This is a genomic window from Streptosporangium sp. NPDC049376 (assembly GCF_044466505.1).
GTDB lineage: Bacteria > Actinomycetota > Actinomycetes > Streptosporangiales > Streptosporangiaceae > Streptosporangium.
In genome coordinates, this window is sequence record NZ_JBITMT010000028.1 from 1 (window position 1) to 23,762 (window position 23,762).

23 protein-coding genes and 1 pseudogene are annotated in these 23,762 nt (G+C 69.7%); 12 read left to right on the plus strand and 12 right to left on the minus strand.

What is annotated here, in order from left to right; genetic code table 11:
* The 4 genes from ACIBVQ_RS37065 to ACIBVQ_RS37080 all read right to left on the minus strand — a co-directional run.
* The coding region (locus ACIBVQ_RS37065) for an NAD-binding protein (RefSeq protein ID WP_362912137.1) at positions 1–182 on the minus strand (182 nt) is incomplete at its 3' end.
* The gene (locus tag ACIBVQ_RS37070; RefSeq protein WP_399183450.1) at positions 175–1,515 is read right to left on the minus strand and encodes a TrkH family potassium uptake protein; all 1,341 of its coding nucleotides are present in this window, start codon (positions 1,513–1,515) and stop codon (positions 175–177) included. The genes ACIBVQ_RS37070 and ACIBVQ_RS37065, both read right to left, overlap by 8 nt.
* Before the next feature lie 14 nt (positions 1,516–1,529).
* The gene (locus ACIBVQ_RS37075; protein ID WP_399183369.1) at positions 1,530–2,759 is read right to left on the minus strand and encodes a cation:proton antiporter; all 1,230 of its coding nucleotides are present in this window, start codon (positions 2,757–2,759) and stop codon (positions 1,530–1,532) included.
* 208 nt (positions 2,760–2,967) lie between these two features.
* On the minus strand, positions 2,968–3,885 hold the full coding sequence (locus ACIBVQ_RS37080) for an SDR family NAD(P)-dependent oxidoreductase (RefSeq protein ID WP_399183371.1): 918 nt from the start codon (positions 3,883–3,885) through the stop codon (positions 2,968–2,970).
* 49 nt (positions 3,886–3,934) lie between these two features.
* Between ACIBVQ_RS37080 and ACIBVQ_RS37085 the strand changes: the two genes are divergently transcribed.
* On the plus strand, positions 3,935–4,450 hold the full coding sequence (locus tag ACIBVQ_RS37085) for a GbsR/MarR family transcriptional regulator (RefSeq protein ID WP_399183373.1): 516 nt from the start codon (positions 3,935–3,937) through the stop codon (positions 4,448–4,450).
* Positions 4,451–4,571: 121 nt separating this feature from the next.
* Here ACIBVQ_RS37085 and ACIBVQ_RS37090 read toward each other — a convergent pair whose 3' ends face one another.
* Positions 4,572–4,886: a hypothetical protein gene (locus ACIBVQ_RS37090; RefSeq protein WP_399183375.1), complete on the minus strand. Its 315-nt coding sequence runs from the start codon at positions 4,884–4,886 to the stop codon at positions 4,572–4,574.
* Positions 4,887–5,015: 129 nt separating this feature from the next.
* Positions 5,016–5,321, minus strand: a complete 306-nt coding sequence (locus tag ACIBVQ_RS37095) for a hypothetical protein (protein WP_399183377.1) — start codon at positions 5,319–5,321, stop codon at positions 5,016–5,018.
* Positions 5,322–5,594: 273 nt separating this feature from the next.
* Between ACIBVQ_RS37095 and mgtA the strand changes: the two genes are divergently transcribed.
* The 4 genes from mgtA to ACIBVQ_RS37115 all read left to right on the plus strand — a co-directional run bounded on the left by mgtA (position 5,595) and on the right by ACIBVQ_RS37115 (position 10,996).
* Complete coding sequence (mgtA, locus tag ACIBVQ_RS37100) at positions 5,595–8,021, plus strand: magnesium-translocating P-type ATPase (protein WP_399183379.1); 2,427 nt, start codon at positions 5,595–5,597, stop codon at positions 8,019–8,021.
* Between the two features lie 421 nt (positions 8,022–8,442).
* Positions 8,443–9,459 carry a zinc-dependent alcohol dehydrogenase gene (locus ACIBVQ_RS37105; protein ID WP_362783522.1) on the plus strand — a complete coding sequence of 339 codons (1,017 nt, stop codon included), beginning with the start codon at positions 8,443–8,445 and terminating at the stop codon, positions 9,457–9,459.
* A 283-nt stretch (positions 9,460–9,742) separates the two neighbouring features.
* Complete coding sequence (locus ACIBVQ_RS37110) at positions 9,743–10,432, plus strand: CBS domain-containing protein (protein ID WP_352016284.1); 690 nt, start codon at positions 9,743–9,745, stop codon at positions 10,430–10,432.
* 210 nt (positions 10,433–10,642) lie between these two features.
* Positions 10,643–10,996, plus strand: coding sequence for a hypothetical protein (locus ACIBVQ_RS37115; RefSeq protein ID WP_399183381.1), 354 nt, complete (start codon positions 10,643–10,645; stop codon positions 10,994–10,996).
* A 497-nt stretch (positions 10,997–11,493) separates the two neighbouring features.
* Here ACIBVQ_RS37115 and ACIBVQ_RS37120 read toward each other — a convergent pair whose 3' ends face one another.
* On the minus strand, positions 11,494–11,811 hold the full coding sequence (locus ACIBVQ_RS37120; RefSeq protein ID WP_399183452.1) for a hypothetical protein: 318 nt from the start codon (positions 11,809–11,811) through the stop codon (positions 11,494–11,496).
* A 71-nt stretch (positions 11,812–11,882) separates the two neighbouring features.
* A pseudogene (locus ACIBVQ_RS37125) lies at positions 11,883–11,993 on the minus strand (ABC transporter ATP-binding protein); the annotation flags it as partial.
* A 229-nt stretch (positions 11,994–12,222) separates the two neighbouring features.
* Between ACIBVQ_RS37125 and ACIBVQ_RS37130 the strand changes: the two are divergent.
* The 3 genes from ACIBVQ_RS37130 to ACIBVQ_RS37140 all read left to right on the plus strand — a co-directional run bounded on the left by ACIBVQ_RS37130 (position 12,223) and on the right by ACIBVQ_RS37140 (position 13,536).
* A complete protein-coding gene (locus tag ACIBVQ_RS37130) occupies positions 12,223–12,483 on the plus strand; it encodes a DUF4342 domain-containing protein (protein WP_399183383.1) in 261 nt (86 codons plus the stop codon).
* A gap of 478 nt (positions 12,484–12,961) precedes the next feature.
* Complete coding sequence (locus ACIBVQ_RS37135; protein ID WP_399183385.1) at positions 12,962–13,399, plus strand: hypothetical protein; 438 nt, start codon at positions 12,962–12,964, stop codon at positions 13,397–13,399.
* The gene (locus tag ACIBVQ_RS37140; RefSeq protein ID WP_399183387.1) at positions 13,396–13,536 is read left to right on the plus strand and encodes a hypothetical protein; all 141 of its coding nucleotides are present in this window, start codon (positions 13,396–13,398) and stop codon (positions 13,534–13,536) included. Before ACIBVQ_RS37135 ends, ACIBVQ_RS37140 begins: the two co-directional genes overlap by 4 nt.
* A gap of 67 nt (positions 13,537–13,603) precedes the next feature.
* On the opposite strand, the gene ACIBVQ_RS37145 is transcribed toward ACIBVQ_RS37140, so the two are convergent.
* The 4 genes from ACIBVQ_RS37145 to ACIBVQ_RS37160 all read right to left on the minus strand — a co-directional run bounded on the left by ACIBVQ_RS37145 (position 13,604) and on the right by ACIBVQ_RS37160 (position 19,167).
* Positions 13,604–13,831 carry a PLDc N-terminal domain-containing protein gene (locus tag ACIBVQ_RS37145; protein ID WP_399183389.1) on the minus strand — a complete coding sequence of 76 codons (228 nt, stop codon included), beginning with the start codon at positions 13,829–13,831 and terminating at the stop codon, positions 13,604–13,606.
* A 39-nt stretch (positions 13,832–13,870) separates the two neighbouring features.
* Positions 13,871–16,501, minus strand: a complete 2,631-nt coding sequence (gene adhE / locus ACIBVQ_RS37150) for a bifunctional acetaldehyde-CoA/alcohol dehydrogenase (RefSeq protein ID WP_399183391.1) — start codon at positions 16,499–16,501, stop codon at positions 13,871–13,873.
* Between the two features lie 323 nt (positions 16,502–16,824).
* Complete coding sequence (locus tag ACIBVQ_RS37155) at positions 16,825–18,525, minus strand: GAF domain-containing protein (RefSeq protein WP_399183393.1); 1,701 nt, start codon at positions 18,523–18,525, stop codon at positions 16,825–16,827.
* A gap of 87 nt (positions 18,526–18,612) precedes the next feature.
* Complete coding sequence (locus tag ACIBVQ_RS37160; protein ID WP_352016287.1) at positions 18,613–19,167, minus strand: hypothetical protein; 555 nt, start codon at positions 19,165–19,167, stop codon at positions 18,613–18,615.
* 260 nt (positions 19,168–19,427) lie between these two features.
* On the opposite strand from ACIBVQ_RS37160, the gene ACIBVQ_RS37165 reads away from it, so the two are divergent.
* From ACIBVQ_RS37165 to pflA, 4 genes are all read left to right on the plus strand, one after another.
* Complete coding sequence (locus ACIBVQ_RS37165) at positions 19,428–19,868, plus strand: Hsp20/alpha crystallin family protein (RefSeq protein WP_399183395.1); 441 nt, start codon at positions 19,428–19,430, stop codon at positions 19,866–19,868.
* Positions 19,859–20,617 (plus strand): CBS domain-containing protein, encoded by a 759-nt coding sequence (locus ACIBVQ_RS37170; RefSeq protein ID WP_399183397.1) that lies wholly within the window; start codon positions 19,859–19,861, stop codon positions 20,615–20,617. Before ACIBVQ_RS37165 ends, ACIBVQ_RS37170 begins: the two co-directional genes overlap by 10 nt.
* A gap of 71 nt (positions 20,618–20,688) precedes the next feature.
* Entirely contained in the window at positions 20,689–22,950 is a 2,262-nt protein-coding gene (gene pflB / locus ACIBVQ_RS37175; protein ID WP_399183400.1) for a formate C-acetyltransferase, read from the plus strand.
* Positions 22,947–23,762 carry a pyruvate formate-lyase-activating protein gene (gene pflA, locus ACIBVQ_RS37180; RefSeq protein ID WP_399183402.1) on the plus strand — a complete coding sequence of 272 codons (816 nt, stop codon included), beginning with the start codon at positions 22,947–22,949 and terminating at the stop codon, positions 23,760–23,762. The genes pflB and pflA overlap by 4 nt, the downstream gene beginning before the upstream one ends.

Sequence of the window (23,762 nt, forward strand, 5' to 3'; positions counted from 1 at the left end):
TGGGGATCGGTGGAGTCGGCGGTGACGACGTGCGGGATCCGCCCGGCGAGACTCTGCACGACCTTGGGCCGGTGGTCGATCGCCAGCACCTCCGTACCCTGGCGGACGAGCTCAAGGGCGAGCGAGGTGCCGAACCTGCCCAGCCCGATCACCACCACCGGGTCGTCTCTCCTGTCAGCCAACGATGACCTGCTCCTCGGGGAGTTCGTAGCGGCGGGTACGTTCCTTCAGGGCGAGCGCGGAACCGAGGGTGAGAGGCCCGAGCCGGCCCGTGAACATCAGCAGCACGAGCAGCAGATGGCCGGCGGGCGTGACGTCGGCCGTGATTCCGGTGGACAGACCGGCGGTGCCGAAGGCCGAGATGACCTCGAACAGCACCCGGTCCAGGCTGTGCGGGGTCAGCACGAGCAGCGTGTAGGTGGAGACGGCGATCAGGCAGAGGCCGAGCACGACGAGCGAGACCGCCTGCCGCTGCGCTGACTCGGGCAGACGGCGATGGCCGATGTTCACCCGGCTCTCACCTCGCATCTCGGCCCAGACGACGAACGCCAGCAGTCCGAAGGTCGTGACCTTGATGCCGCCCGCGGTCCCGGCGCTGCCGCCGCCGATGAGCATCAGCGAGTCGGTGACCAGCCAGCTGGAGGGATACATCTGCGCGATGTCCAGGCTGTTGAAGCCCGCTGTGCGCGGCATCACCGCGGCGAAGAACCCGGCCAGCACCTTGGCGGGACCGCTGAGCGGCCCCAGTGTCGCCGGGTTGGACCACTCGGTGACGGTGAGGGCCACGGTGCCCGCCGCCAGCAGAACCGCGGTGACCGTCAGGGTGATGCGGGTCAGCAGCGACCAGCGGTCGGGACGGCGCCACGAGCGCAGCAGTTCGAACACCACCGGAAACCCGAGCCCGCCCACGATCACCGCCGCCGCGATCGTCAGGCACACCCACGGGTCCGCCACGAACCGGGTGAGGTTGTCCGGCCACAGGGCGAACCCGGCGTTGTTGAACGCCGAGACCGCGTGGAAGATCCCGAGGTAGAGCGCGCGGCCGAACGACTCCCCGTATCCGGTCGCGAACCGCGCCGTGAGGACGATCGCGGCGAGCGACTCACAGGCGAGGCTGAACAGTACGACGTCGCGCACCACCCGCCGTACGTCCGCCATGTTGAGCGCCTTGGTCTCGGCCTGGGCGAACAGGCGGGCCCGCAGCCCGATCCGCCCGGTGATGAGAACGGTGAACAGGGTGGCCAGGGTCATGATGCCCAGGCCGCCCACCTGGATCAGCACGGCGATGACGACCTCGCCGAACACCGACCAGTGCGAGACCGTGTCAACGACCGTCAGGCCGGTGACGCACACGGCGGAGGTCGCGGTGAACAGCGCGGTGAGCCAGCCGGCGGACTCCCCGGAGGCGGTGGCGAACGGAAGCGCGAGCAGGGCGGTACCCACCAGCACCGCGCTCCCGAAACCGGTCACGACCACCTGAGCCGGATGCCGGAGACGATCCAGCACCGCCGGCACCCGCCCGCGCCCTCTCACGAGGCGGACTCCCCCCGTACCCGGTCGCGCAGTCGCCGGGCGGCGCCGTACCAGGCGGGAACGTCGCGTTCCTCGTCGAACCAGCGCGCGACCACCACGTCGGTGGACGAATGCAGCAGGATCGACAGCACGATCGTCACCGCGACCAGCTGGAAGACCTCCTGTGCCGCGACGATCCCGGAGCCGAGCACGATCAGGCCGTAGACCACCGAGGCGAACCCCTTGGGTCCGAACCACGCCACCGCGGCCTGTTCCCGCAGCGTCAGCCGTGCCCCCAGGAAGGAGATCCAGATGGCCACCGGCCTGGCCAGTACCAGCGCCAGGATCGCGAACAGCCAGCCGCGCCAGCCGACCGAACCCAGTAGCGGCCAGCTGATCAGCGCGCCGAACACCAGCAGCGCCGCCAGCTTGAACACCTCCGCGATCAGCTCACCGAAGTGCTCGAACGACTCACGCTGCCGCTCGCCGAAGGTGGCCACCGTGATGCCCGCGCAGAACGCGGCCAGGAACAGGTTGCCGTGCGTCGCCTTGCCCAGCGCCAGCACCAGCAGGCCGATGGCCAGGGCGTTGAGGGGCTCGTACGCGGTGGAGGCGGAGAACCACCGGGTCTGTTCCAGCCTGATGGCCAGCCACGGGACGACGACCCCGATCAGCACCCCGACGCCGAGCTCCAGCCCCAGTTCTCCCAGGTGCAGGTCCTTCGACCCGGCGGCGACCGCCAGGAACAACATCACGAACGGCAACGCCAGCCCGTCGTTGACGCCGGACTCGACGTTGAGCAGTTGCCGCAGCCGGGGCGGCACCTTGTCGTTGCCGACCAGCGCGGCGGCGAAGACCGGGTCGGTGGGGGCAAGGATCGCGCCGATCAGCAGTGACTCGGTCCAGCCCAAGCCGATCAGGTAGTGCGCGCCCACGGCGGTGACCACCAGCGTCAGCGGCAGTCCCCAGCCCAGCGCCCGGCCTGGCAGCTTCCAGGCGCCGCTCAGGTCCTTCCAGCCGACCCGCATGCCGTCGGTGAACAGCACCGTGAACAGCGCCAGCTCGGCCAGCGTGCCGACGAGCTCGTCGCCGGGTCTCAGGGAGATCACCCCGAGCACGCCGTCGCCCAGCACGAACCCGCCGACCAGGAACAACGCCGCCGTCGACAGGATCGTCCGGCGGGCCAGGCTGGACAGCAGCACCGCCAGCAGCAGCAGACCCGCGAACGAGATCAGGAGTGTGTCCATCAGCGTTCCGCCGATCGGAGTCCGGCAAAACACCTGGTGTTCATCGGCTGCCGCATGGCCCGTGCCTCCGCCTGTGCCCAAAGGGATACGTCCTCGCCGACCAGACTTCCCGGCACACCGTGCCCAACCGTAACAGCAGCCACGAACCTCCAAGCCACGGGTACGGCGTCGCGACGGGTGGGCTCCCGAAGGCCGAGGTGAAGCGGCCTCACCAGGCCCAGGACGGGTCGCCGGTGGCGTCGCCGGACACCTCCCACAGCCGCTCGCGGGCGTCGGCGTCGTAGGCGAAGGCGGGGGCGTCGACCGGCCGAAGGTTCTCGTCCAGGTAGACGCCGCGCAGCGCCGCTCTGCCCCGCGCCGCGGGGTCGGCGTGCTCCTGCCAGGTGGTGGTGCGGGTGGCCAGGGTCGCGTAGGTCTCACCCAGCCGTTCCGCCGGGACCGCGAACCGGTTCTTGGGTGCGTACAGCGCGCGCAGGGCCCAGGGCAGGGCCGCGATGCGGCCGGCATCGAGCCGTACGGCGGGCACGCGGACGCAGGCGACGTCCAGAACGCCGCGGGTGCGCAGGGCCAGCGTGTAACCGGTCATGATCTGGGCCAGCTTGGCGTGGTAGTACGCCTTGGTCGGGGTGTACCAGGCGGGATCGTCGAGGTGGTCGAAGCGGATGGCGATACGCGGCATGGTGACCAGTCCCTTGCTCGCGACGTTGATCACCCGGGGGCGGGGGGCGGCGGCCAGCAGCGGGCTCAGGAGCGCGGTGAGCAGGAAGGGCCCCAGATGATTGGTCGCCCAGAACAGCTCGTGGCCGGATGCGGTGAAGGCCGGTCGGCGCATCGTCTGGTCGAACACCGCGGCGTTGTTGATCAGGACGTCGAGACGGTCGTTCTCACGGGAGATCCGGTCGGCCGCCGCGCCGATGGAGACCGGATCGGAGAGGTCGGCCACGACGAGGGTGGCGGGGTGGGCCGCGGAGGCGTTGATCGTCTCCAGGGCGGTCCGGCCGCGGTGCGGGTCGCGGCACAGGGCCAGGACACGGTGTCCCTGCGTGGCCAGTCGGCGTGCGGCTCGCAGGCCGATTCCGGCGTTGGCTCCCGTGACGGCGATCGTGAGTGGTTCAGGGTGAGGCATACAAAAGTCCTCTTTGTTCGGAACGTTCCGAACAGCATAGAATGATCGTATGGGGACCGTCGAGGAGTTCGTGGAGAGCGCCGGGCTGTACTTCGAACGGCTGGGACTCAGCCGCACGTCCGGCCGCGTGATCGGGTGCCTGCTGGCCGACACCGGTGAGGGCCTCGACGCCCCGGGGCTGTGCGAGCGACTCGGCGTCGCCAAGAGCAGCATGAGCGTGGCCCTGCGTCAGCTGGAACACGGCGGGCTCATCGAGCGCTACCGCCCACCGCGAGCACGGCGGGACCACCACCGGCTGACCGAGGACGTCTTCGGACGCGCGTTCCGGGCGAAGATGACCGAGTTCACCGCCTTCGCCGAACTGGCCGAGCAAGGGCTCGGCGCGGTGGGCGGCCATCCCGCGGCCCGTGCCCGGCTGGAACTCATGCGCGACATGTACGCGTTCATGGCACGGGAGTTCCCCAGGCTTCTCGACCGCTGGGAGGCGGAGAGAGCCGGTGTCGCCCGCCCGACGGTTCCGCCGCGGCCGACCCGCTGCGGTGATCCGCCGTCCCCAGCCGGATGATCGGAGGCGCCCGAACGGTGGAAACCCCTGCTCTCGGGCAAGGGCTCGCTTGAGGGCGGGCGGCCAAGGGTCGAAAGGAGGGCGCGCCCCGCACAGGTGGCCGGGGCGCGCCCGTCAGGGATCAGGGGATGTACTTGAGGAAGTAATAGCCCGCCTGGCGGTATCGGTCGCCGGAGTCCCACCGGCAGCCTCCGAGCCCGGTGAAGTCGCCGTTCTCGGCGGCGTCCCTGTACCCGGCCCAGCAAGCTTCCGAGGTCTCGTAGCGGCTGGACCAGTACCAGTTCGGCGGCAGCGGAGCGAAGGCGGAGAAGGCACGGCTCTCGGCTGAGGCTCCGGTCTGGTAGCCGACGGACGCGGACGCGGACCCGGCGCCGACCAGAACGGCTGTGCCCAGTGCCGCCGCGAGTAGCGCGGCAGGTAATCGGCGGATCTTCATGGCGGCTCCTCGGTTGGGTGGAAAGGCACCTTCAGAGGACCACCGATCGATGAGGGTGGGGAGTTCACAGCTTTCCATATTCCGGACACATGGTCCGGATAGCGGGACCGGTTTGTGCTGGGCCGAGGGTCACGGGAGGTACACGTCGAAGTACCAGCCCGCCGGCCAGCCCTGGCCGCCGTCGTAGTGGTAGCAGCCGCTCGCCGAGGTGTGGTCGCCGCGGTCGGCGCCCTCCCGCCGGGTCGTCCAGCAGGCGTCCTGGGAGGGAAAGGGGCCCTGGCGGTACCAGTCCGGTGGCAGGGACGCAGAGGAACGGGCCTCGGCGGTGGACGTTGTGACGGTGTCGGCGGCAGTCGCCGACGCGGCACCGGGCAGAGCGCCGACTCCGAAGGCGAGCGCGAGCGCTGCCACGGCATGCAGCGTGTGGATTTTCACCAAAGGGCTCCTCTGTGAGGCGGGGTGATCACCTCAAGATGACCATCAAATGCCGGAGCCGAGGAGCTAACGCTTTCTCATATTTCGGTCACATGGTGCCGCTCTGCGACCCCCGCCGCCTCAAGCGGGGCCGTGAGCTCTTCATCACACGTTCGATACAGAACACAGGACTCAGAACAGGGCCTGGTTCCTCACCGATCCGATGCCCGACTGCTCTGCCGGGGAGAGGATTTCGGCCCTACAGCCCACTGCCTGCGGTAAGACAATCGCCAGGTGACATCGACCATAGGGGCCGAGGGCCTGAGCAGTGAGCAGGCCGAACGGCTCTTGGCCGCCAACGGCCCCAACCGGGTGGCGGCCGGACAGGGGCACCGAGGGCTGCGCCTGCTGGCGGCCCAGTTCACCAGCCCGATCGTGCTGATCCTGATCGCGGCGACGGTGCTGTCGATGGTGCTGGGTGACCTCGCCGACGGGCTCATCATCATGGTGATCGTCGCGGCCAGCGGCGCGCTGGGCTTTTGGCAGGAACGCTCAGCCGGCAACGCGGTCCAGGCGCTGCTGCATCAGATCCGTCTCCACACCGAGGTGATCAGGGACGGCAGGGAGCAGTCCGTCCCCACCGAGGAGATCGTGGCCGGGGACCTGGTAGTGCTGCGTGCCGGGGACATCGTGCCGGCCGACTGCACCGTACGTGATTCACACAGCCTGCTGGTGAACGAGGCGGCGCTGACCGGCGAGTCCTTCCCTGCGGACAAGACGGACGGGGCGACGCTGTACGCCGGAACCCATGTGGCCAGCGGCAGCGGCCTGGCACACGTCGAGCGCACCGGCCGGGACACCGAACTGGCCGCGGTCAGCGCGCGGCTGACGGACCGCCAGGTGGCCACCGGGTTCGAGCGCGGCATGACCGCGTTCGGCATGTTGCTGGTGCGGGCGATGACCGTGCTGGTCACCGCCATCTTCATCGTCAACCTGGTGCTTCACCGGCCGTTCGTGGAGTCGCTGCTGTTCTCGCTGGCCCTGGCGGTGGGGCTCACCCCGCAGTTGCTGCCCGCGATCGTCGCCGTCAGCCTCTCAGCGGGCGCCCGGCGCATGGCCGCCGAGAAGGTCATCGTCAAACGGCTGGACGCGATCGAGGACTTCGGTGCCATGAGTGTCTTGTGCACCGACAAGACCGGAACCCTCACCGCGGGTGTGGTCGGCCTGGACGCCGCTCTCGACCTCCAGGGGGCGCCCAGCGCGCGGGTATTGGCACTGGCCCGGCTCAACGCCGGACTGCAGCACGGATTCGTCAACCCGCTGGACCAGGCGATCATGGCAGGCGCGCCGCCGCTGGATGCGGGCGGGCGCCTGGACGAGGTGCCGTACGACTTCCAGCGCAAGCGCCTGTCGGTGCTGGCCGAGCACACCGGAGTGCCGACCCTGGTGACCAAGGGCGCGCTGGAATCGGTGCTCCAGGTGTGCGCCACCGCCCGCGTCGGCGATCGTGTCGTCGCGCTGGAGACGGTGCGCGGGCAGGTGGAACAGCGTTTCGCCGAACTCAGCGCCGCAGGCTTCCGGGTTCTGGGGGCGTGCACCGCCGAGCTGCCCGGGCGATCGGCGGTCACCGCCGACGACGAGCGCGACATGACTCTGGCCGGGCTGCTGGCCTTTCACGACCCGGTCAAGCCCGGCGCCGCCGAGGCCATCGGCGACCTGGCCGCGCTCGGCGTCTCCGTCCGGCTGATCACCGGCGACAACCGCCTGGCCGCCGGACAGATCGCCCGCCAGGTGGGGCTGGACGGCCCCGTGCTCACCGCAGCCGACATCGACCCTCTCACCGACCGGCAACTGGCCGAACGCGTGACGAACGTCCAGGTCTTCGCCGAGGTGGACCCCCGGCGCAAACAGCGCCTGGTGACCGCGCTGCGCGCCTCGGGCGCCACTGTCGCCTTCCTGGGTGACGGCATCAACGACGCCCCGGCGCTGCACACCGCCGACATCGGGATCTCGGTGGACACGGCGGTCGACGTGGCCAAGCAGTCAGCCGCCATCGTGCTGCTGGACAAGGACCTCAAGGTCATCGCCGACGGAATACGGCTGGGCAGACGCACCCTGGTCAACACCCTCAAATACATCCGGGTGACCGTCAGCGCCAACTTCGGCAACATGCTCAGCATGGCTGCGGCGGCCGTCTTCCTGCCCTTCCTCCCGCTACTGCCCCGTCAGATCCTGCTGCTGAACTTCCTGTCCGACATCCCGGGCACCACCATCGCCACCGACACGGTCGATCCGGAACAGCTCCGGCGGCCTCACTCCTGGGACGTCGCCCGGATCCGCACCTTCATGATCATATTCGGCCTGCTGAGCTCCGTTTTCGACATCGCCACGTTCCTGATCCTGCGAGTGGGTCTGAACGCCGGCACCGACCTGTTCCGCACCGGCTGGTTCGTGGAGTCCACCGCCACCGAACTGGCCGTCATGCTCGTGCTGCGCACCGCCCGCCCGTTCTTCCGCAGCCGCCCCTCCCCCGCGCTGTTGTCGACCAGTCTCCTGGTGGCGGCCCTCACCGTGGCCCTGCCCTACACTCCGGCCGCCGCGGTGCTGGGCCTGGTGCCGCTCCCCTGGAGCGTGCTGGCCGTACTGGCCGCGCTCACCGCCGTGTACGTCACCGCCAACGAGATGACCAAGCGCCTGTTCCACCGCGTCATGACGGTGTGACCGGACGCCCGCAGCACGAGCGGCCGTCGGGTTGGGATCTCCCCGCCCCGGCAGTTCCTGCTGCTGGTGAACGACGGACGGGTGGGGCTGGTGTACCCGGCCTGCCGGGTCAGGCGCGCTGGCGGCCTTTCCGGTGCCGGGCGGCTGCGGCCCCGCCAACGGGCATCGGAACGGACCACCGCTCGTCGACGCCGCCGTCGAGGATGTGCTCGCGCGCACCTCAGGAACGCCGGTCTCGGTCAGACCGGACAGCCGGTGCCCACGACGTTCCCGACGACCAGCGCGGTGGTCTGCGGGGCCCCGTCCAGGCTCCTTGTTCGCGGGCACGGGCCCGATGTCCACTGCGGCCAGGACCTTCGCCTCTGCCTCCGAACCGCCTCGGGCAACAGTCTGGAGGCAGTCATCCAGGAGGACCGAAACCATGAAAATGCGCGCCGCCGTCGTCACCGCCTTCGGTAAGTCTCTGGAGATCCAGGAGATCCCCGTCCCCGAACCCGGCCCCCACCAGGTTCTGGTCCGCATCGAGGCCAGCGGCCTGTGCCACACCGACATCCACGCCGCCCACGGTGACTGGCCGGTCAAGCCGGCGCTGCCCTTCACTCCCGGGCACGAGGGCGTCGGCGTCATCGAGGAGATCGGCTCCGCGGTGACCGGCCGCGCCGTCGGCGAGCGCGTCGCCATCCCGTGGCTGGGTTACGCCTGCGGCACCTGCGAGTACTGCGTCAGCGGCCGTGAGACCCTGTGCGAGTCCCAGAAGAACACCGGCTACGCCTTCGACGGCGGCCACGCCGAGTACGCCGTCGCCCACGCCGACTACGTCGTCCCGGTCCCCGACGGCCTCTCTCCCGCCGAAGCCGCCCCGCTGACCTGCGCGGGCGTCACGACCTACAAGGCCGTCAAGGTATCCGGCCTACGCCCGGCCGAGCGCGCCGCGATCTTCGGCATCGGCGGCCTGGGCCATCTCGCCCAGCAGTACGCGCAGATCTTCGGCGCCGAGACCATCGCCGTCGACATCACCGCCGACAAGCTTCGGCTCGCCGAGGAGCTGGGCGCCGCCCACACCGTCAACGCCGCCACCGGTGACCCGGTCGCCGAGATCAAGGCCCTCGGCGGGGCCGACGTGGCGATCGTGCTCGCCGCCAGCCCGCGCGTACTGGAGCAGGCCCATGCCTGCCTGCGACGCGGCGGCCGCCTGGTGCTGGTCTCCCTGCCCAAGGACAACGCGATGAAGCTGCCGATCTTCGAGACCGTCCTGGGGGGCATCAGTGTGATCGGCTCCATCGTCGGTACCCGCGGTGACCTGGCCGAGGTCTTCCGGTTGCACGCCGCCGGGCGAACCAGGGTGATCTACGAGACCCGCAAGCTGGAGGAGATCAACTCCTCCTTCACCGAGGTCCTCGACAGCACCGTCCCGGCCCGGCTGGTCTTCGAGCTGTGACCTCCCCTCTCCTGCGGCGCGGCCGGCGCCCGCCACATCGTCTGCCTGCTCTGGATCATCCGGTTGGGCGAGCGTCGCGGACCGTTGACAGCCGGTCTCCATGGTGGTCCCTTCCGGCGACGGACTCTGATCTCGTCGTCCGGATCGGCAACCGGGCGCCGCAGAGACCAAGGACCCGCCGGGGTGACGCGACATCCCGGCGACGCAGGACTTCCGGCCCTGCCCGCATGACCGGAAGCGCAGTGAGATGGACAAGGAACCCCCACTCCCCAAGGAGGACACGATGCGCGTGAAGGTCAGCGAGATCATGACCCGCGAGGTGACGTCCGTCGACGGCGCCACCCCGTTCAAGGACGTCGCCGAGGTGCTCATCGCCCACGGTGTCAGCGCGGTCCCGGTCGTCGACGCCGGAAACCACGTCATCGGTGTCGTCTCCGAGGCGGACCTACTGCATAAGGAGGAGTTCAAGGAGCAGTACTACCGCGAGGGCTACCAGCCACCGCTGCGCGCCCGGCTGCGCCACCGGCTCGCCCAGGAGCAGGACCGGGGCAGGGCCAAGGCGCACGGTGACACCGCCGCCGAGCTGATGACCTCCCCCGCCGTCACCGTCCGCCCCCAGTCCGCGATCGTGTACGCGATACGCCTGATGGACGAGCACGGCGTCAAACGTCTGCCGGTCGTCGACGAGAACGGGGTCCTGCAGGGCATCGTCAGCCGCCAGGACCTGCTCAAGGTCTTCCTCCGCTCGGACGCGGCGATCACCGAGGAGATCCGGAGAGACATTCTGGACCGCTCTGTGTGGACCGACACCTCCCAGGTGAAGGTCTTGGTGCACCGGGGCGTGGTGACTCTGACCGGCCGGATGGAACAGCGCAGTGAGGCACAGCTCACCGCGCACATGGCGCTGCGGGTCAACGGTGTGGTCGATGTCGTCGACGAGATCCGATGGGACGAGGACGGCTCCCCCGCGTGAACGGACCGGTAGCGGTCCCGGACGGCTCCGCCCTGTGATGGAAGCAGGGCGGGAGCCGTAACGGTGGAGCCCGTGGTCGCCGGGAGGCGACTCGCGGATCTCGCTCAGCCCACGCGAGCCGGCCACCGCCGGTTCCGCTGTCCGGGCCCGATCCGTCAGGACCGCTGCCGGCCGTTCCCGCTGCGGGAGCGTTGGGACGGTGAGCGCGGGATGACCTCGCCCGACCCGCATCGCGAGGCAGACGATCATCCGGCGGGCCGGTCGACCTTCTGCCGTCAGGGCGGCGAGTTCGGCCCGCAAGGCGGTCACCAGGACGGCGAAGCCGGGCAGGCGGTCGGGGCCGGCGACGAGGACGACGTCGCGGTCCGCCACCGTGATTCCCACGGTGAGAGAATCGGCGAATTCCTCACGGTGAGCCAGCAGCGCGCGCAGCGCATCGGTGATCGAGAACAGCAGGGCGTCGTTGACGGTCCCGCCGAACCGGTGAGCCGCCGCCCACATCTCGGCCAGATCCGTACGGACCACTTCCACCCGGAGCCGTGGCCCGGTCGGCTGGAGCAGTGAGCAGCCAGTGCCGGATGAGGCCCGCCCCCGACCGACATCGCCCCCACGCGGCGCGCTAGAAAGCGGCAGCCGGAACAGCGCCCTCAGCCGCCTGCGAAGCGCGTCGGCGGCGAGCGCGCGCAGTGGAGGCGGCCGACGGGGAGCACCGAAGGTGACGGCGCAACCGTCCGATCCACCGGCCCGGCGAGTATGGCCAGCCATCCGACCACCCCGGGCGCCCGCGTCCCGGCGGCACTTTGACAGACGCTGCCGCAACCGGGGAATCGAACCGATCCACTCGGCCGACAGTCGCCTCGCGGCCACCGGGTCGAACCCCGCACTCGCCGTCGGCACCGGGGGCGCCCAGTTGCTGCGGAACCTGTCCGTCCGGCCCCACCGCCAGCATCCGTCAGATCCACGGGGTCTGCCCGCTCGATCACCTGCTGGAAACCGGTCATGATCTCCCTCCTCGTGTCCGCCCGGTCGTCCTGGCGCCCCTTCTCTCGTACGCCGGCCGTTCACGACGGCGACGGCCAGCATCCAGGCGGCCACGACCGCCGGATCAGCCGGTCCGCTGGATCCAGCGCGGCCGGCAGCGCGTGCGACACGTGCTTGAGCGGGAACAGGTCTTCGGCCGTCTCCAGCGCGCTGGGCAGCGACCCGCCGACGATGAAGACGTCCGAGACGAAGGCCGGCGACAGCAGCAGTCCGATGCCGACCAGTTGCACCGCTCCGGCGTCGCGCACCAGCGCCACGTCCTCGGGCAGCCGGAACGACAGCACGCTGCTGCGCTCACGGTAGGCGCACCCACCGGTGGCCGGGTCGAAGCCGAGCACCGAGACCGTTCGCCGTCTCGGCCCCGGTGGCCCTCCAGAACCTCCACCGCGGTGGTTTTGCCGGCGCCGTTCGGCCTCAGCAGGGCGAACACCTCGCCTTCGGCGACGGTGAAGCTCACCCCGTCGAGCGCACGTACCGGTCCGTACTGCTTGCGTAGTCCATCGGCGATCACCGCGGACATGTCGCCTCCTCACCTCGGCCTTCTACGATCCGCCGCCGAGGGACCGGGCAGAGCCATAGGGCGCGTACCACCGGGGGCTTTCGATCTTGGCGGGGGCCGGTCGGTGGGTCGGTTCGCACGGCGGGACCATCGGCGACCGCAGCCGGGACCTTGGTCTCCGTCGCCAAGGTGCCCTAGCGGCCATGCTGGGTGCCAGGCAGACAACCCGGGGAGACAGGGAGGTCATGAGATGACCGTTACGAAGGAAGAAGTACGGGTTCGTGGAGCCGAACTCGCCGAGAAGATCAAAGAGTTCATCCACGAGGGCAACATCTGCCGGATCATCGTGAAGAACGCTCACGGGCACACCGTGCTGGAGATACCGGTCACCGTCGGGGTGGTGGCGTTCATCGCCGCTCCTGTAGTGACCGCGGTGGGCGCGCTGGCCGCGTTGGCCGCGGAGTGGTCCATCGAGGTTGAACGCGACGAGCCAGGCGAGGAAAACACCTAGTGCCCTGCTACTCGGCCACGCGCACGCCCTGCTGCGGGAACCGCCGGAGGCGGCGGTCGACGCCAAGACGAGCAGCACGGGCCGCGTCGGCGTCAGTGTCAGGCGATCGGCGGCACCGGCGCCCCTTCGAGCCGCTCCGACCTCTCTCTTTCGCCGGACCGGCGAGGACTTGGCCTATGTCGCCGGTGTTGTTGTCGAACTCCGGGCTCGGAGCGAGGACCGGATCGTGGGCGATGCGCTGGCGGTCATCGGACAGGCTTTTGCTATCTGCCGGTACAACCCGGCGTCGGGCTCACGCCAATCGGGATGAGAAGCCGCATGGTGGTAGGGCGTGGGGAGGCGTGCAACGCCGCCCCACTCCTTTCGGTCGCCAGACCTTGGGCCCACGCCGGTCGGACCTTTGCCTCTGCTCCGTTCGGCTCACCGGCCATAACGTGACCACCGAAGGCGGAATCCTCGTAAGCCGCTGGAGGCCAAGATGGGTACCACCATGCCGGCAGGTCGGCCGACCATCGCCGCACGCCGGGTCGGCTACACAGTCGCCACCGTTATCGGCATGGCGCTGTTGTACGCCGTCAACGTCCAGCCGGGCTGGCGGGCCGTACCGTTCCTCACCGAGGACGTCCGGCAGGTGCTGTGGCTGGTCAATCTCTCGTTGGTCACGGGATTCGTAGCCAACGTCGTCTATCTGGCCTATGACCCGAAGTGGATGAGATACGTCGGTGAGCTGATCAACACGGTGATCGGGCTTGCCATGTCGATCCGGGTCCTGCAGGTCTTTCCGTTCGCTTTTGACGACCCTTCCGTCGACTGGGCGCTCATCACGCGCACGGTGCTGATTGTGGCCGCTGTCGTCACCGCCCTGGCGACGGTGGTGAACCTTGCGACACTTGCGCGGCGGACGACCGGGCGGTGACCCGCGGCCCGCACAGGGCGCCGCCCCCACTCCAGGCTCCGGCCCGCGCAGCGGCCGCCGTACGGCAGCCGCCACAGCGCAGGTTCACGAAGGCCGTCATGGGAGCCTGGTACGGCTACCGTCACGTCGTGATCTGACCGCCGAGCGGGCCGCCCCTCTCCTCGTGCCTCCCGGGAGGGGCCGGCCCGACAGTGGTCATGGGCTTCACGGAGCCGGTCGGCGCCCGAGCAACAGGTAGGCCACCGGGCCGAGAGGTTGGACGAGCAGGGCGGGCCACCACAGCGCCTTGGCGCCCCTGACCTTGCCCGCGGGCCTGAACCACAGGTCGGCGGCGGCCGTGGCGGTGAGGGAGAGCTCGATCGAGGCGAGGACCAGGATCGCGGTCTGCTGCCGTTGCGACAGGTCGCTCCAGCGCTTCCGTGTGCCGTTCATGTGTTCCCCTCAGGTGTTGTGGTCTCCCCCGGTCCCGGGTCAGCGGGTGGTGCCGTGGTAGGCGGCGCGCATCAGGGCCTGCATGTCGTCCAGCACGGGCATGCGCGGGTTGGCCGGAGCGCACTGGTCCTCGTAGGCGTTGCGGGCCTGCTGAGGCAGGGCGGCCATGAACCCGGCCTCGTCGACGCCGAGGTCGCCGAAGCAGCGTTCGATCCCGGCGGCGTCGCGAAGCCGTTCGACCGCCTCGGCCAGCGACTGCACGCCCTCGGCCGGGGTGACGGCGGGCAGGCCGAGCATCCGGGCGATCTCCTGGAAACGTTCGGGGGCCCGGTAGTGCTCGTACTTGGGCCAGCCCGACAGCTTGGCAGGGACGGCCCCGTTGTAGCGGATCACGTGCGGCAGCAGCAGCGCGTTGGTCCGGCCGTGCGCCACGTGGAAGGTGGCTCCCAAGGTGTGGGACATGGCGTGGACGATGCCCAGGAAGGCGTTGCCGAAGGCCATTCCGGCGATGGTGGCGGCGTTGTGCATCTTCTCCCTGGCTTGCGGGTCGGCGGCGCCGTGCCGTACGGCCCGCTCCAGGTTGGCGAAGATCAGCTTGATGGCGTGCAGGGCGAGGCCGTCGGTGAAGTCGCTGGCGTACACCGACACGTACGCCTCGATGGCGTGGGTGAGGGCGTCGAAGCCGCTGTCGGCGGTGACCACGGCCGGCAGGTCGGCGGTCAGGAGCGGATCGACGACGGCGACGCTGGGGGTCAGGGCGTAGTCGGCCAGCGGGTACTTCTTGCCGGTGACGGCGTCGGTGATGACCGCGAAGGGGGTCACCTCGGCGCCGGTGCCCGAGGTGGTCGGCACGCACACCAGCCGGGCCAGCTCTCCCGGTGGGGGAAAGGTGAAGGCGCGTTTGCGGATGTCGAAGAACTTCTCGCGCATGTCGGCGAAGTCCATCTCGGGATGCTCGTACAGCAGCCACATCACCTTGGCCGCGTCCATCACCGACCCGCCGCCCAGGGCGATGATCGTGTCGGGGCGGAAGGAGCGCATCAGCTCGGCGCCGCGCCGTACGGTGGTGATGCTCGGCTCGGGTTCGACGTCGTCGATGACCTGCAGGGCCACGCGCTCCGGGCGGCGGCCGAGCACCGTGATGATCCGATCCACGTATCCCAGGCGGGTCATCGTCGCGTCGGTCACCACGCTCACCCGGCGCACCTCGGGCATGTCGATCAGATAACGGATCGCGTTCGGCTCGAAGTAGATCTTCGCGGGTACCTTGAACCACTGCAGGTTGTTGGTGCGCCGCCCGATCCGCTTGATGTTGAGCAGGTCGGCCGCCGAGACGTTGTGGGAGACCGAGGTGCGGCCGTAGCTGCCGCAGCCCAGGGTCAGAGAGGGGATGAAGCCGTTGTAGATGTCGCCGATCCCGCCCTGGGAGGCCGGGGCGTTCCAGATGATCCGCACCGCCTTGACCCGGCTGCCGAACTCCTCGGCGAGCCCCGCGTCGCCGGTGTGGACCACGGCGCTGTGCCCGAGACCTCCGAACTCCACCATCCGCTCGGCCAGGACGATGCCCTCCTGCCTGCTGCCGGAGCGCAGTACGGCCAGCACCGGGCAGAGCTTCTCCCGGGTCAGCGGCTCCTCCGGGCCGACCGCTGCCACCTCGGCAAGGAGGACGGAGGTGCCCTCGGGCACGGTGAAGCCCGCCTGAGCGGCGATCCAGTGTGCCGGGCGTCCCACGGCGTCCGGGTTGATCCTGGCCTTCGAGCACGCCTCGCCATGCGCCGCCGTGCCGAAGAGGAACTCCTCCAGCCTGCGCTTGTCCTCCTGGCCGACTCGGTGGGCGTGCAGGGCGGTGAACGCGGCGAGCGTCTCCTCGTAGACCTCGCCGTCGATGATCACGGCCTGCTCGGAGGCGCAGATCATGCCGTTGTCGAACGACTTCGACAGCACGATGTCGTGGGCGGCCCGGCGCAGGTCGGCCGACCGCTCGATGTAGGCCGGAACGTTTCCTGCGCCCACGCCGAGCGCGGGTTTTCCCGCCGAGTAGGCCGCTCGCACCATGCCGTTGCCGCCGGTCGCCAGGATCGTGGCGACCCCGTCGTGGTGCATCAGCGCGGTCGTCGCCTCCAGAGAGGGCGTCTCGATCCACTGAACGCAGTGTTCGGGCGCCCCCGCGGCCACCGCCGCCTCTCTCACCACACGGGCCGCCTCGGCGCTGCAGCGCTGGGCCGCGGGGTGGAAGGCGAACACGACGGGGTTGCGGGTCTTCAGCGCGATGAGCGCTTTGAAGATCGTGGTGGAGGTGGGGTTGGTGACCGGGGTGATCGCGCAGACGACGCCGACCGGGTCGGCGATCTCCACCATCCCGCTGACCTCGTCCCGTGAGATGACACCCACGGTCTTCAGGTGGGCCATGCTGTGGGCGACGTGCTCGCAGGCGAAGATGTTCTTGACCGCCTTGTCCTCGAAGAGACCGCGGCCGGTTTCCTGGACCGCCAGTTCGGCGAGGGCGGCGTGCTGGTCCAGCGCGGCGACCGAGGCCTTCTTCACGATGTGGTCGACCTGCTCCTGGGTGAGGGCGGCGTACTCGTCCAGTGCCTTGAGCGCGTCGCCCACCAGGGCGTCGATCTCCTCGGCGACGGCCGGGTCGTGCTCGGTCGTGACAGGGTCGCTCATACGGATCACCTCGGGTGTCTCGCGGTCAGGAGTTCGCGAACAGCTCGAAAACGCGGTCACCTTCATGGTCACGAACCCCCGCCGAGAGCACCGGAGCGATTGGGCCCTGATCCGCGGGACGAAAGTCCCCCTCTCGCTCTTGATCGAGTACCGTCCCAGCAGGCTCCCTGATCCGCCGCGGCCGAGGACGGCATCGGGCCGAGCGGAGGGAGGGTGACCGATCAGCGGGCCGGCTCGGCTTCCCGAGGCGACATGCTCCATCGACGGTGAGGACCACTTCATCGTGGTGGGCGCCGAGCGGATCTTCGGGTGGCGATCCGCCGTTAGCCCAGCGGCACACTCCACAGCAGCCGGGTTCCGCCCTCGGGGAGAGATTCGGCGGTGAAGGAGCCTCCGAGTTGCGCGGCCCGCTCCTCAAGGTTGCGCAGGCCGCTGCGGCGGCCGCCGGAGGGCAGCCCGACCCCGTTGTCGGTCACCGCCAGGGTGATGTGACCGCCGACGACCTGCGCCGACACCTCGGCCCTGGTCGCTTCGGCGTGCCTGACCAGATTGGAAAGCGCCTCCCGCAGGACCGCCAGCAGATGCTCGGCCACCGGCTCGGGCACCTCACTGTCCAGGTGGCCCTCCATCCGCAGGGCGGGCATGAAGCCGAGGCGATCACGCGCCCCTTCCACCAGAGTGACGACGCGCGCACGCAAACTGGGAACGTCGGCCTGGCGTGGCGTCTGCAACGCGAAGATAGTGGAGCGGATCTGCCGGATGGTCTCGTCCAGCTCGTCGATCGCGCCCTGCAGGCGGCCGGACGCCTCGGGCCGCTCCACCAGCCGCACCGTACTCATCAAGGTCATCGCGACCGCGAACAACCGCTGAATGATCACATCGTGCAGATCCTTGGCGATTCGGTCCCGATCCTCCAGCAGGCCCAGGCGTTCGGCGTCCTGCCGAGCCTCGGCCAACTCCAGGGCGATCGCCGCCTGCCCCGCGAAGGCGTGCAGCAGGCGCAGCTCCGCCTGGCCGAACGGCATCCGGCCCACACGCCTGACCAATGACAGCACGCCTCGTACCGCCGCGCCCGCACCGAGTGGCACGGCACCGGCAGATCCGATCGGCACAACCCCCTCGAAGATCGTCGCGACGTCCGTCCCCGCCGGATCGCTGATGGCGAAGGGGTCGCCGTTCACGAAGGCTCGACCCGCCAGCGAACCGGCGACGGGAACCCGGGAACGGGCGAGTCGTCCGGAGTCCCCTCCGTCCACGACCACCAGATCGAGGTTCTCCTTCGCCTCGTCGGGCAGGAGAATCGCCACGATGTCGGCGTCGATCATCTGTCTGGCCCGTTGCGCCACCAGGGTGAGGACCTCCTGTGGATCGGCGCCTGACAGCAGGCTCGTGGTGACCTCGGAGGAAGCCGCCAGCCAGGTCTCCCTGCGGCGGGTCTGCTCGTACAGGCGTGCGTTCTCGATCGCCACGCCTGCGGCCGTGGCGAGCGCGATGACGATCGCCTCGTCTTCTTCGTCGAACTCGGCACCGCCGCGTTTCTCGGTGAGGTAGAGGTTGCCGAACACCTCATCGCGGACCCGGATCGGAACCCCGAGGAAGGAGCCCATCGGAGGATGGCCGGGCGGGAACCCGTAGGACTCCGGATGGTCGGAGATGCGGGCCATCCGCAACGGCTGCGGTTCCTTGATGAGCAGGCCGAGCAGGCCCAGGCCGTGCGGCCAATGCTCGATCTGGGCGATCTCCTCCTCGCTCAGCCCGACCGGGACGAACTGCACCAGGGTGTTCTCCATTCCGACTACACCCAGGGCTCCGTAGCTGGCGTCCACCAGGGTGGTCGCGGTCTCCACGATCCGACGCAGCACGGTCTCCAGGTCCAAGTCGCTGCCGACCGAGACGACGGCGTCCAGCAGCGCGTGCACGCGGTCACGCGTGGCCAGCACCGCCTCCAGCCGCGTCTGAAGCTCCGACAACAGTTCGTCCAGCCGCATGTGCGGGAACACCGAACGAGACTCACCGATCGACATGTTCCGAAGTCTGGCATCAAAACATGACAGCGCCCACCCTCAAGAGGGCGGGCGCCGGGGATGCGGGTTGGGGCTGCGAGCAGGCATCTACCTGAGCACCGGGTAGGCGCGGACCAGCGGGGTGCGGCTCCACCAGGCGCCGACGCCCCAGGTGTCGCCCGCGCCCGCCAAAGCCAGCCCGATCAGGATGATCGAGTAGATCAGGTGGTCGTCCATGAACGGGTTGGTGGTCAGGGGCAGTTCGGCGGCCCACATCATCAGCAGCATCAGGGTGCCGGCGGCGGCGGCGATGCGGATGCCGGCACCCAGGAGCAGGGCGGTGCCGACGCCGAGCAGGCCGAGCATGAACAGCCAGTCGACCCAGGCCTGTCCGGCCAGGGCGGAGAACAGGCCGCCAAGGGCGTTCTCTCCGGTGCCCTTGAGGAAGCCGGTGGTGGGGCTGCCACCGGCGACCCAGGCCTTGGCGGCCGGGGTGGCGAAGCCCCAGCCGAAGGTCTTGTCCAGGAACGCCCACAGGAAGACCCACCCCAGCGCGATACGGGCGGCGGCCCAGGCGTAGCGGGCCCGGTGCGTGCCGTCCGAGGACGAGGCGGCGCTGTGCGGAGCGAGAGGGGAAACGCGGCGTCCTGCGGTGATGGCCATGACCGTTCCTTTCAGGGGGGTTTGTCGCTTCCCATCACATCGGCTGCGACGTCCGGTGTGCAGTGCCGTATGGCTTGAGCCGCAGGGACCTTCGGCCCTCACCTCACCCCACCGGCGAACCGGCCGGTGACCGTGTCCGGGCCGTTCCGGGCCGGTGGTGGCCTCTGCCGAAAGTCCTTCCGACGAGGACTTCGGCCCCTACTTCCCCGCGCCGCCCGGGGATGGGATTCAGGTGAAGGCACCCACGGAAGGTGAAGAAGATGAACACGCTGGTGCGCGGGGGTTCCACGGGACTCTTCCCTGAGATCTTCGGCCGGCCGGGCTCACCGTTGGCGGAGCCGTGGCCCACGGCAGGACAGCCGATCCGGCTTGAGGACTACGTCGAGGACGACCGCTACGTACTGCGCGCCGAGCTGCCGGGCATCGATCCGGGCAAGGACCTGAAGATCACCCTCACCGGCGGTGTACTCACCGTCCGCGCCGAACGCCGCCGCAAGGGCCGGAACGGCCACCGCACCGAGTTCCGCTACGGCAGGTTCTCCCGTTCCATCGCGCTGCCCCCCGCAGCCGACGCCAAGGACGTCAAGGCGACGTATGCCAAGGGGATCCTCACCGTCAGCGTGAGGCTCACCCGTGTCGAGCGACCCGGTATGCGAACCCCCGTCGAGAACCCCACCCCCAGGAGGAAGCGATGCGCGTGAACGTCGGCGACGTGATGACCCGCACGGTGGTGTCGGTCAGCGGTGACACCTCGTGCAAGGACGTCGCCGAGGCGCTCGTCTCCCACGGCGTCAGCGCGGTTCCCGTACTGGACGCCGACGGCCACGTCATCGGCGTCGTCTCCGAGGCCGACCTGCTGCTGAAGCAGGAGCTCAAGGACCGCTACCACCACGAGGAACGCAGGCCGGCGTCGCGAGCCCGGCCATCTCATCCGATCGGCCTCGGGGAGAACGGTGAAAGGACACACGAGAACACCGCCGCCGATGTGATGACCTCTCCCGCCGTCACGGTCGAACCGCAGCAGGCCACCGCCTACGCCACGAGGCTGATGGACGCCAACGGGATCAAACGTCTGCCGGTCGTCGATCGGCGGGGCAGGCTCATCGGCATCGTCAGCCGTCGTGACCTGCTAAAGATCCTCATCCGGCCGGACGCCGACATCGCCCGGGAGATCCAGGAAGACGTCCTGGGCCGCTACCCACGCCAGGACGCCTCCACGATCTCGCTGTCGGTGGATCGAGGGATCGTGAGGCTGACCGGACGGGTGAAACGACGCGGCGACGCGCGGACCACGGCACACATGGCGACCATGACGAACGGTGTACTCGACGTGATCGACGAGCTGAAGTGGGACGAGGACGACACCCCGGCGCCCAGGACCGGTGACCCCCACCGCCCATGGCGGCAAGGACGCGTCCGTGGTGGGGACCTTGGTCCTGAGCGCCGATGACCTCCGCCCGATGAGGCGACGCCCGCCCCCGGCGACAGTGGAACCAGACAACAGAGGTGAAGGGGTCTCCCATGACGAGCACGCTGACCGAACGGCAGGACGCGACGCTGACGGCCTGGCGCGGATTCCGGGGCGCCGCCTGGCGGGAGCGGGTGAACGTGCGCGACTTCGTCCAGGCCAACCGCACCCCCTACGAGGGCGACGAGGGATTCCTGGCCGGACCGACCGAACGCACCCGGGCGGTGTGGGCGAAGGTGTCGGCGCTGTTTCCCGAGGAGCGGCGGCGCGGGATCCTCGACGTGGACACCGCCACCCCCTCCTCGATCACCTCGCACCCGGCGGGATACATCGACCGGGAGCGTGAGCTGATCGTCGGGCTGCAGACCGACGCGCCGCTGAAGCGGGCCATCATGCCCGCCGGAGGGCTGCGCATGGTCGAGGCCGGCCTGGCCGCCTACGGTCACACGCTGGACCCGCGCATACGGGAGACCTTCACCAGACACCGCAAGACGCACAACGACGGCGTGTTCGACGCCTACACCCCCGAGATCCGGCGAGCCCGCCGGGCCGGGATCATCACCGGCCTGCCCGACTCCTACGGCCGGGGCCGCATCATCGGCGACTACCGCCGGGTCGCGCTCTACGGCGTCGACCGGCTGATCGAAGCCAAGCAGGAGGAACTGCGCTCGCTGGAAGGCTCCTTCGCCGGCGACGAGGTGATCCGTGACCGGGAGGAGCTGGCCGAGCAGCTGCGCGCGCTGGAGGAGCTGAAGCGAATGGCCTCCTTCTACGGTCACGACGTCTCCGGCCCCGCCGCCACCGCACACCAGGCGGTCCAGTGGCTGTACTTCGGCTATCTGGCCGCGGTCAAGGAACAGAACGGCGCGGCCATGTCGCTGGGCCGTACCTCCACCTTCCTCGACGTCTACCTGGAACGCGACCTCGCCGAGGGGACGTTGACCGAGACGCGGGCCCAGGAGCTGATCGACGACTTCGTGATCAAGCTGCGCATCGTGCGTTTCCTGCGTACCCCCGAGTACGACCAGCTGTTCTCCGGGGACCCGACCTGGGTGACCGAGTCCATCGGCGGCATGGGCCGGGACGGGCGGACCCTGGTAACCCGCACCTCCTACCGTTACCTGCAGACGTTGCGCAACCTCGGGCCCGCGCCCGAGCCCAACCTCACCGTGCTGTGGTCACCGGCCCTGCCCGCGCCGTTCAAGCGCTTCTGCGCCGCTCTGTCGATCGAGACCAGCTCGATCCAGTACGAGAGCGACGAGCTGCTGCGCCCACGCTTCGGCGACGACGCCGCGATCGCCTGCTGCGTGTCGGCGGCGCCGGTGGGACGGCAGATGCAGTTCTTCGGCGCCCGCGTCAACCTGGCCAAGGCCCTGCTGTACGCGATCAACGGCGGACGCGACGAGATGACCGGTGAACAGGTCGGCCCGGCCTGCCCGCCCGTGACCGGCGACGTCCTCCACTACGAGCAGGTCACCGCGGCTTTCGACCGGATGATGGACTGGCTGGCCGCCACCTACGTCAACGCGCTCAACATCATCCACTACATGCACGACAAGTACGCCTACGAGCGCCTTGAGATGGCCCTGCACGACCACCCCGTCAAGCGGACGCTGGCCTGCGGCATCGCCGGGCTGTCGGTCGCCGCCGACAGCCTGTCGGCCATCAAGCACGCCCGGGTGCGGGCGATCCGCGACGCCACGGGGCTGGCCGTCGACTACGCCGTCGAGGGCGACTACCCGGCCTACGGCAACAACGACGACCGCGCCGACGCAATCGCCGCCGGCCTGGTGCGCTCCTTCATGGCCAAGGTCCGCCGCCACCCCGCCTACCGCGGCGCCGAGCACACCCAGTCGGTGCTCACCATCACCTCCAACGTCGTCTACGGCCGCCACACCGGCAACACCCCCGACGGCCGCCGCTCCGGCGAGCCGTTCGCCCCAGGTGCCAACCCGATGAACGGCCGCGACCGTCACGGACTGGTCGCCTCGGCGCTGTCGGTGGCCAAACTCCCCTACGACCAGGCGCTAGACGGCGTCTCCCTCACCGTCACCGTCACCCCCGAGGGGCTGGGCCGCACCCCCACCGACCGGGTGACGAACCTGGTGGGCGTGCTGGACGGCTACATGGACGCGGCCGGGTTCCACATGAACGTCAACGTCCTGACCCGGGCGGTCCTGCTGGACGCCATGGATCGTCCCGACCGGTATCCGCAGCTGACCATCCGGGTCTCCGGCTACGCCGTCAACTTCGTCCGGCTCACCCGCGAGCAGCAACTCGACGTGATCAACCGCACCTTCCACGGATCGCTGTGAGGGGCACTGTGGACACCGGCGAGAACCCTCGGGCGGCCGTGCTCCGGCAGGCCGACGCCGAACTGTGCCCGGCGCTGCCGGAGCCGGGCACCGGCGTCATCGACTCCTGGGACCTGTCCATCGGCGTGGACGGCCCCGGCACCCGGTTCGTGGTGTTCACCTGCGGCTGCCCGATGCGCTGCCTGTACTGCCACAACCCCGAGACCTGGCGGATGCGCGACGGGCACCGGGTCACGGTCGAGGAGGTCATGGCCGAGATCGGCAAGTACCGGCGGTTCGTCTCCGTGGCCGGCGGAGGCATCACCGTCAGCGGCGGCGAACCACTGCTGCAGCCCGCCTTCACCGCCGAACTGCTGCGCCGCTGCCGCGCCGACGGCCTGCACACCGCCCTGGACACCTCCGGCTTCCTCGGCGGCCGTGCGAGCGACGCGATGCTCGCCGACACCGACCTGGTGCTGCTCGATATCAAGTCGGCCGACCCCGCCGCCTACCGCCGCCTGACGGGCCGCCCGCTGGAGCCGACCCTGCGATTCGCCCGCCGCCTGGCCGAACTCGGTCGCCCCACCTGGGTGCGCTTCGTCCTCGTACCCGGCCTCACCGACGATCCGGCCGCCGTCGAGGAGCTGGCGCGCTTCGTCGCCGGGCTGAGCAACGTCGAGCACGTCGACGTCCTGCCCTTCCACCGCATGGCCGAGGCCAAGTACCGTCGCCTCGGCCTGCCCTACCCGCTGCCCGGTGTGCGGCCACCCGGTCCCGAACTGCTGGAACGCGTCCACGCGCAGTTCCGGGCACACGGCCTCACCGTCGTCTGA

What these genes read in the sequence shown, in the direction of transcription:
- ACIBVQ_RS37075 (WP_399183369.1), bottom strand. Translation starts at nt 2,759, where the DNA reads ATGGACACACTCCTGATCTCGTTCGCGGGTCTGCTGCTGCTGGCGGTG.
- ACIBVQ_RS37080 (WP_399183371.1), bottom strand. Translation starts at nt 3,885, where the DNA reads ATGCCTCACCCTGAACCACTCACGATCGCCGTCACGGGAGCCAACGCC.
- ACIBVQ_RS37085 (WP_399183373.1), top strand. Translation starts at nt 3,935, where the DNA reads ATGGGGACCGTCGAGGAGTTCGTGGAGAGCGCCGGGCTGTACTTCGAA.
- ACIBVQ_RS37090 (WP_399183375.1), bottom strand. Translation starts at nt 4,886, where the DNA reads ATGAAGATCCGCCGATTACCTGCCGCGCTACTCGCGGCGGCACTGGGC.
- ACIBVQ_RS37105 (WP_362783522.1), top strand. Translation starts at nt 8,443, where the DNA reads ATGAAAATGCGCGCCGCCGTCGTCACCGCCTTCGGTAAGTCTCTGGAG.
- ACIBVQ_RS37110 (WP_352016284.1), top strand. Translation starts at nt 9,743, where the DNA reads ATGCGCGTGAAGGTCAGCGAGATCATGACCCGCGAGGTGACGTCCGTC.
- ACIBVQ_RS37115 (WP_399183381.1), top strand. Translation starts at nt 10,643, where the DNA reads ATGACCTCGCCCGACCCGCATCGCGAGGCAGACGATCATCCGGCGGGC.
- ACIBVQ_RS37130 (WP_399183383.1), top strand. Translation starts at nt 12,223, where the DNA reads ATGACCGTTACGAAGGAAGAAGTACGGGTTCGTGGAGCCGAACTCGCC.
- ACIBVQ_RS37135 (WP_399183385.1), top strand. Translation starts at nt 12,962, where the DNA reads ATGGGTACCACCATGCCGGCAGGTCGGCCGACCATCGCCGCACGCCGG.
- ACIBVQ_RS37145 (WP_399183389.1), bottom strand. Translation starts at nt 13,831, where the DNA reads ATGAACGGCACACGGAAGCGCTGGAGCGACCTGTCGCAACGGCAGCAG.
- adhE (WP_399183391.1), bottom strand. Translation starts at nt 16,501, where the DNA reads ATGAGCGACCCTGTCACGACCGAGCACGACCCGGCCGTCGCCGAGGAG.
- ACIBVQ_RS37155 (WP_399183393.1), bottom strand. Translation starts at nt 18,525, where the DNA reads ATGTCGATCGGTGAGTCTCGTTCGGTGTTCCCGCACATGCGGCTGGAC.
- ACIBVQ_RS37160 (WP_352016287.1), bottom strand. Translation starts at nt 19,167, where the DNA reads ATGGCCATCACCGCAGGACGCCGCGTTTCCCCTCTCGCTCCGCACAGC.
- ACIBVQ_RS37165 (WP_399183395.1), top strand. Translation starts at nt 19,428, where the DNA reads ATGAACACGCTGGTGCGCGGGGGTTCCACGGGACTCTTCCCTGAGATC.
- ACIBVQ_RS37170 (WP_399183397.1), top strand. Translation starts at nt 19,859, where the DNA reads ATGCGCGTGAACGTCGGCGACGTGATGACCCGCACGGTGGTGTCGGTC.
- pflB (WP_399183400.1), top strand. Translation starts at nt 20,689, where the DNA reads ATGACGAGCACGCTGACCGAACGGCAGGACGCGACGCTGACGGCCTGG.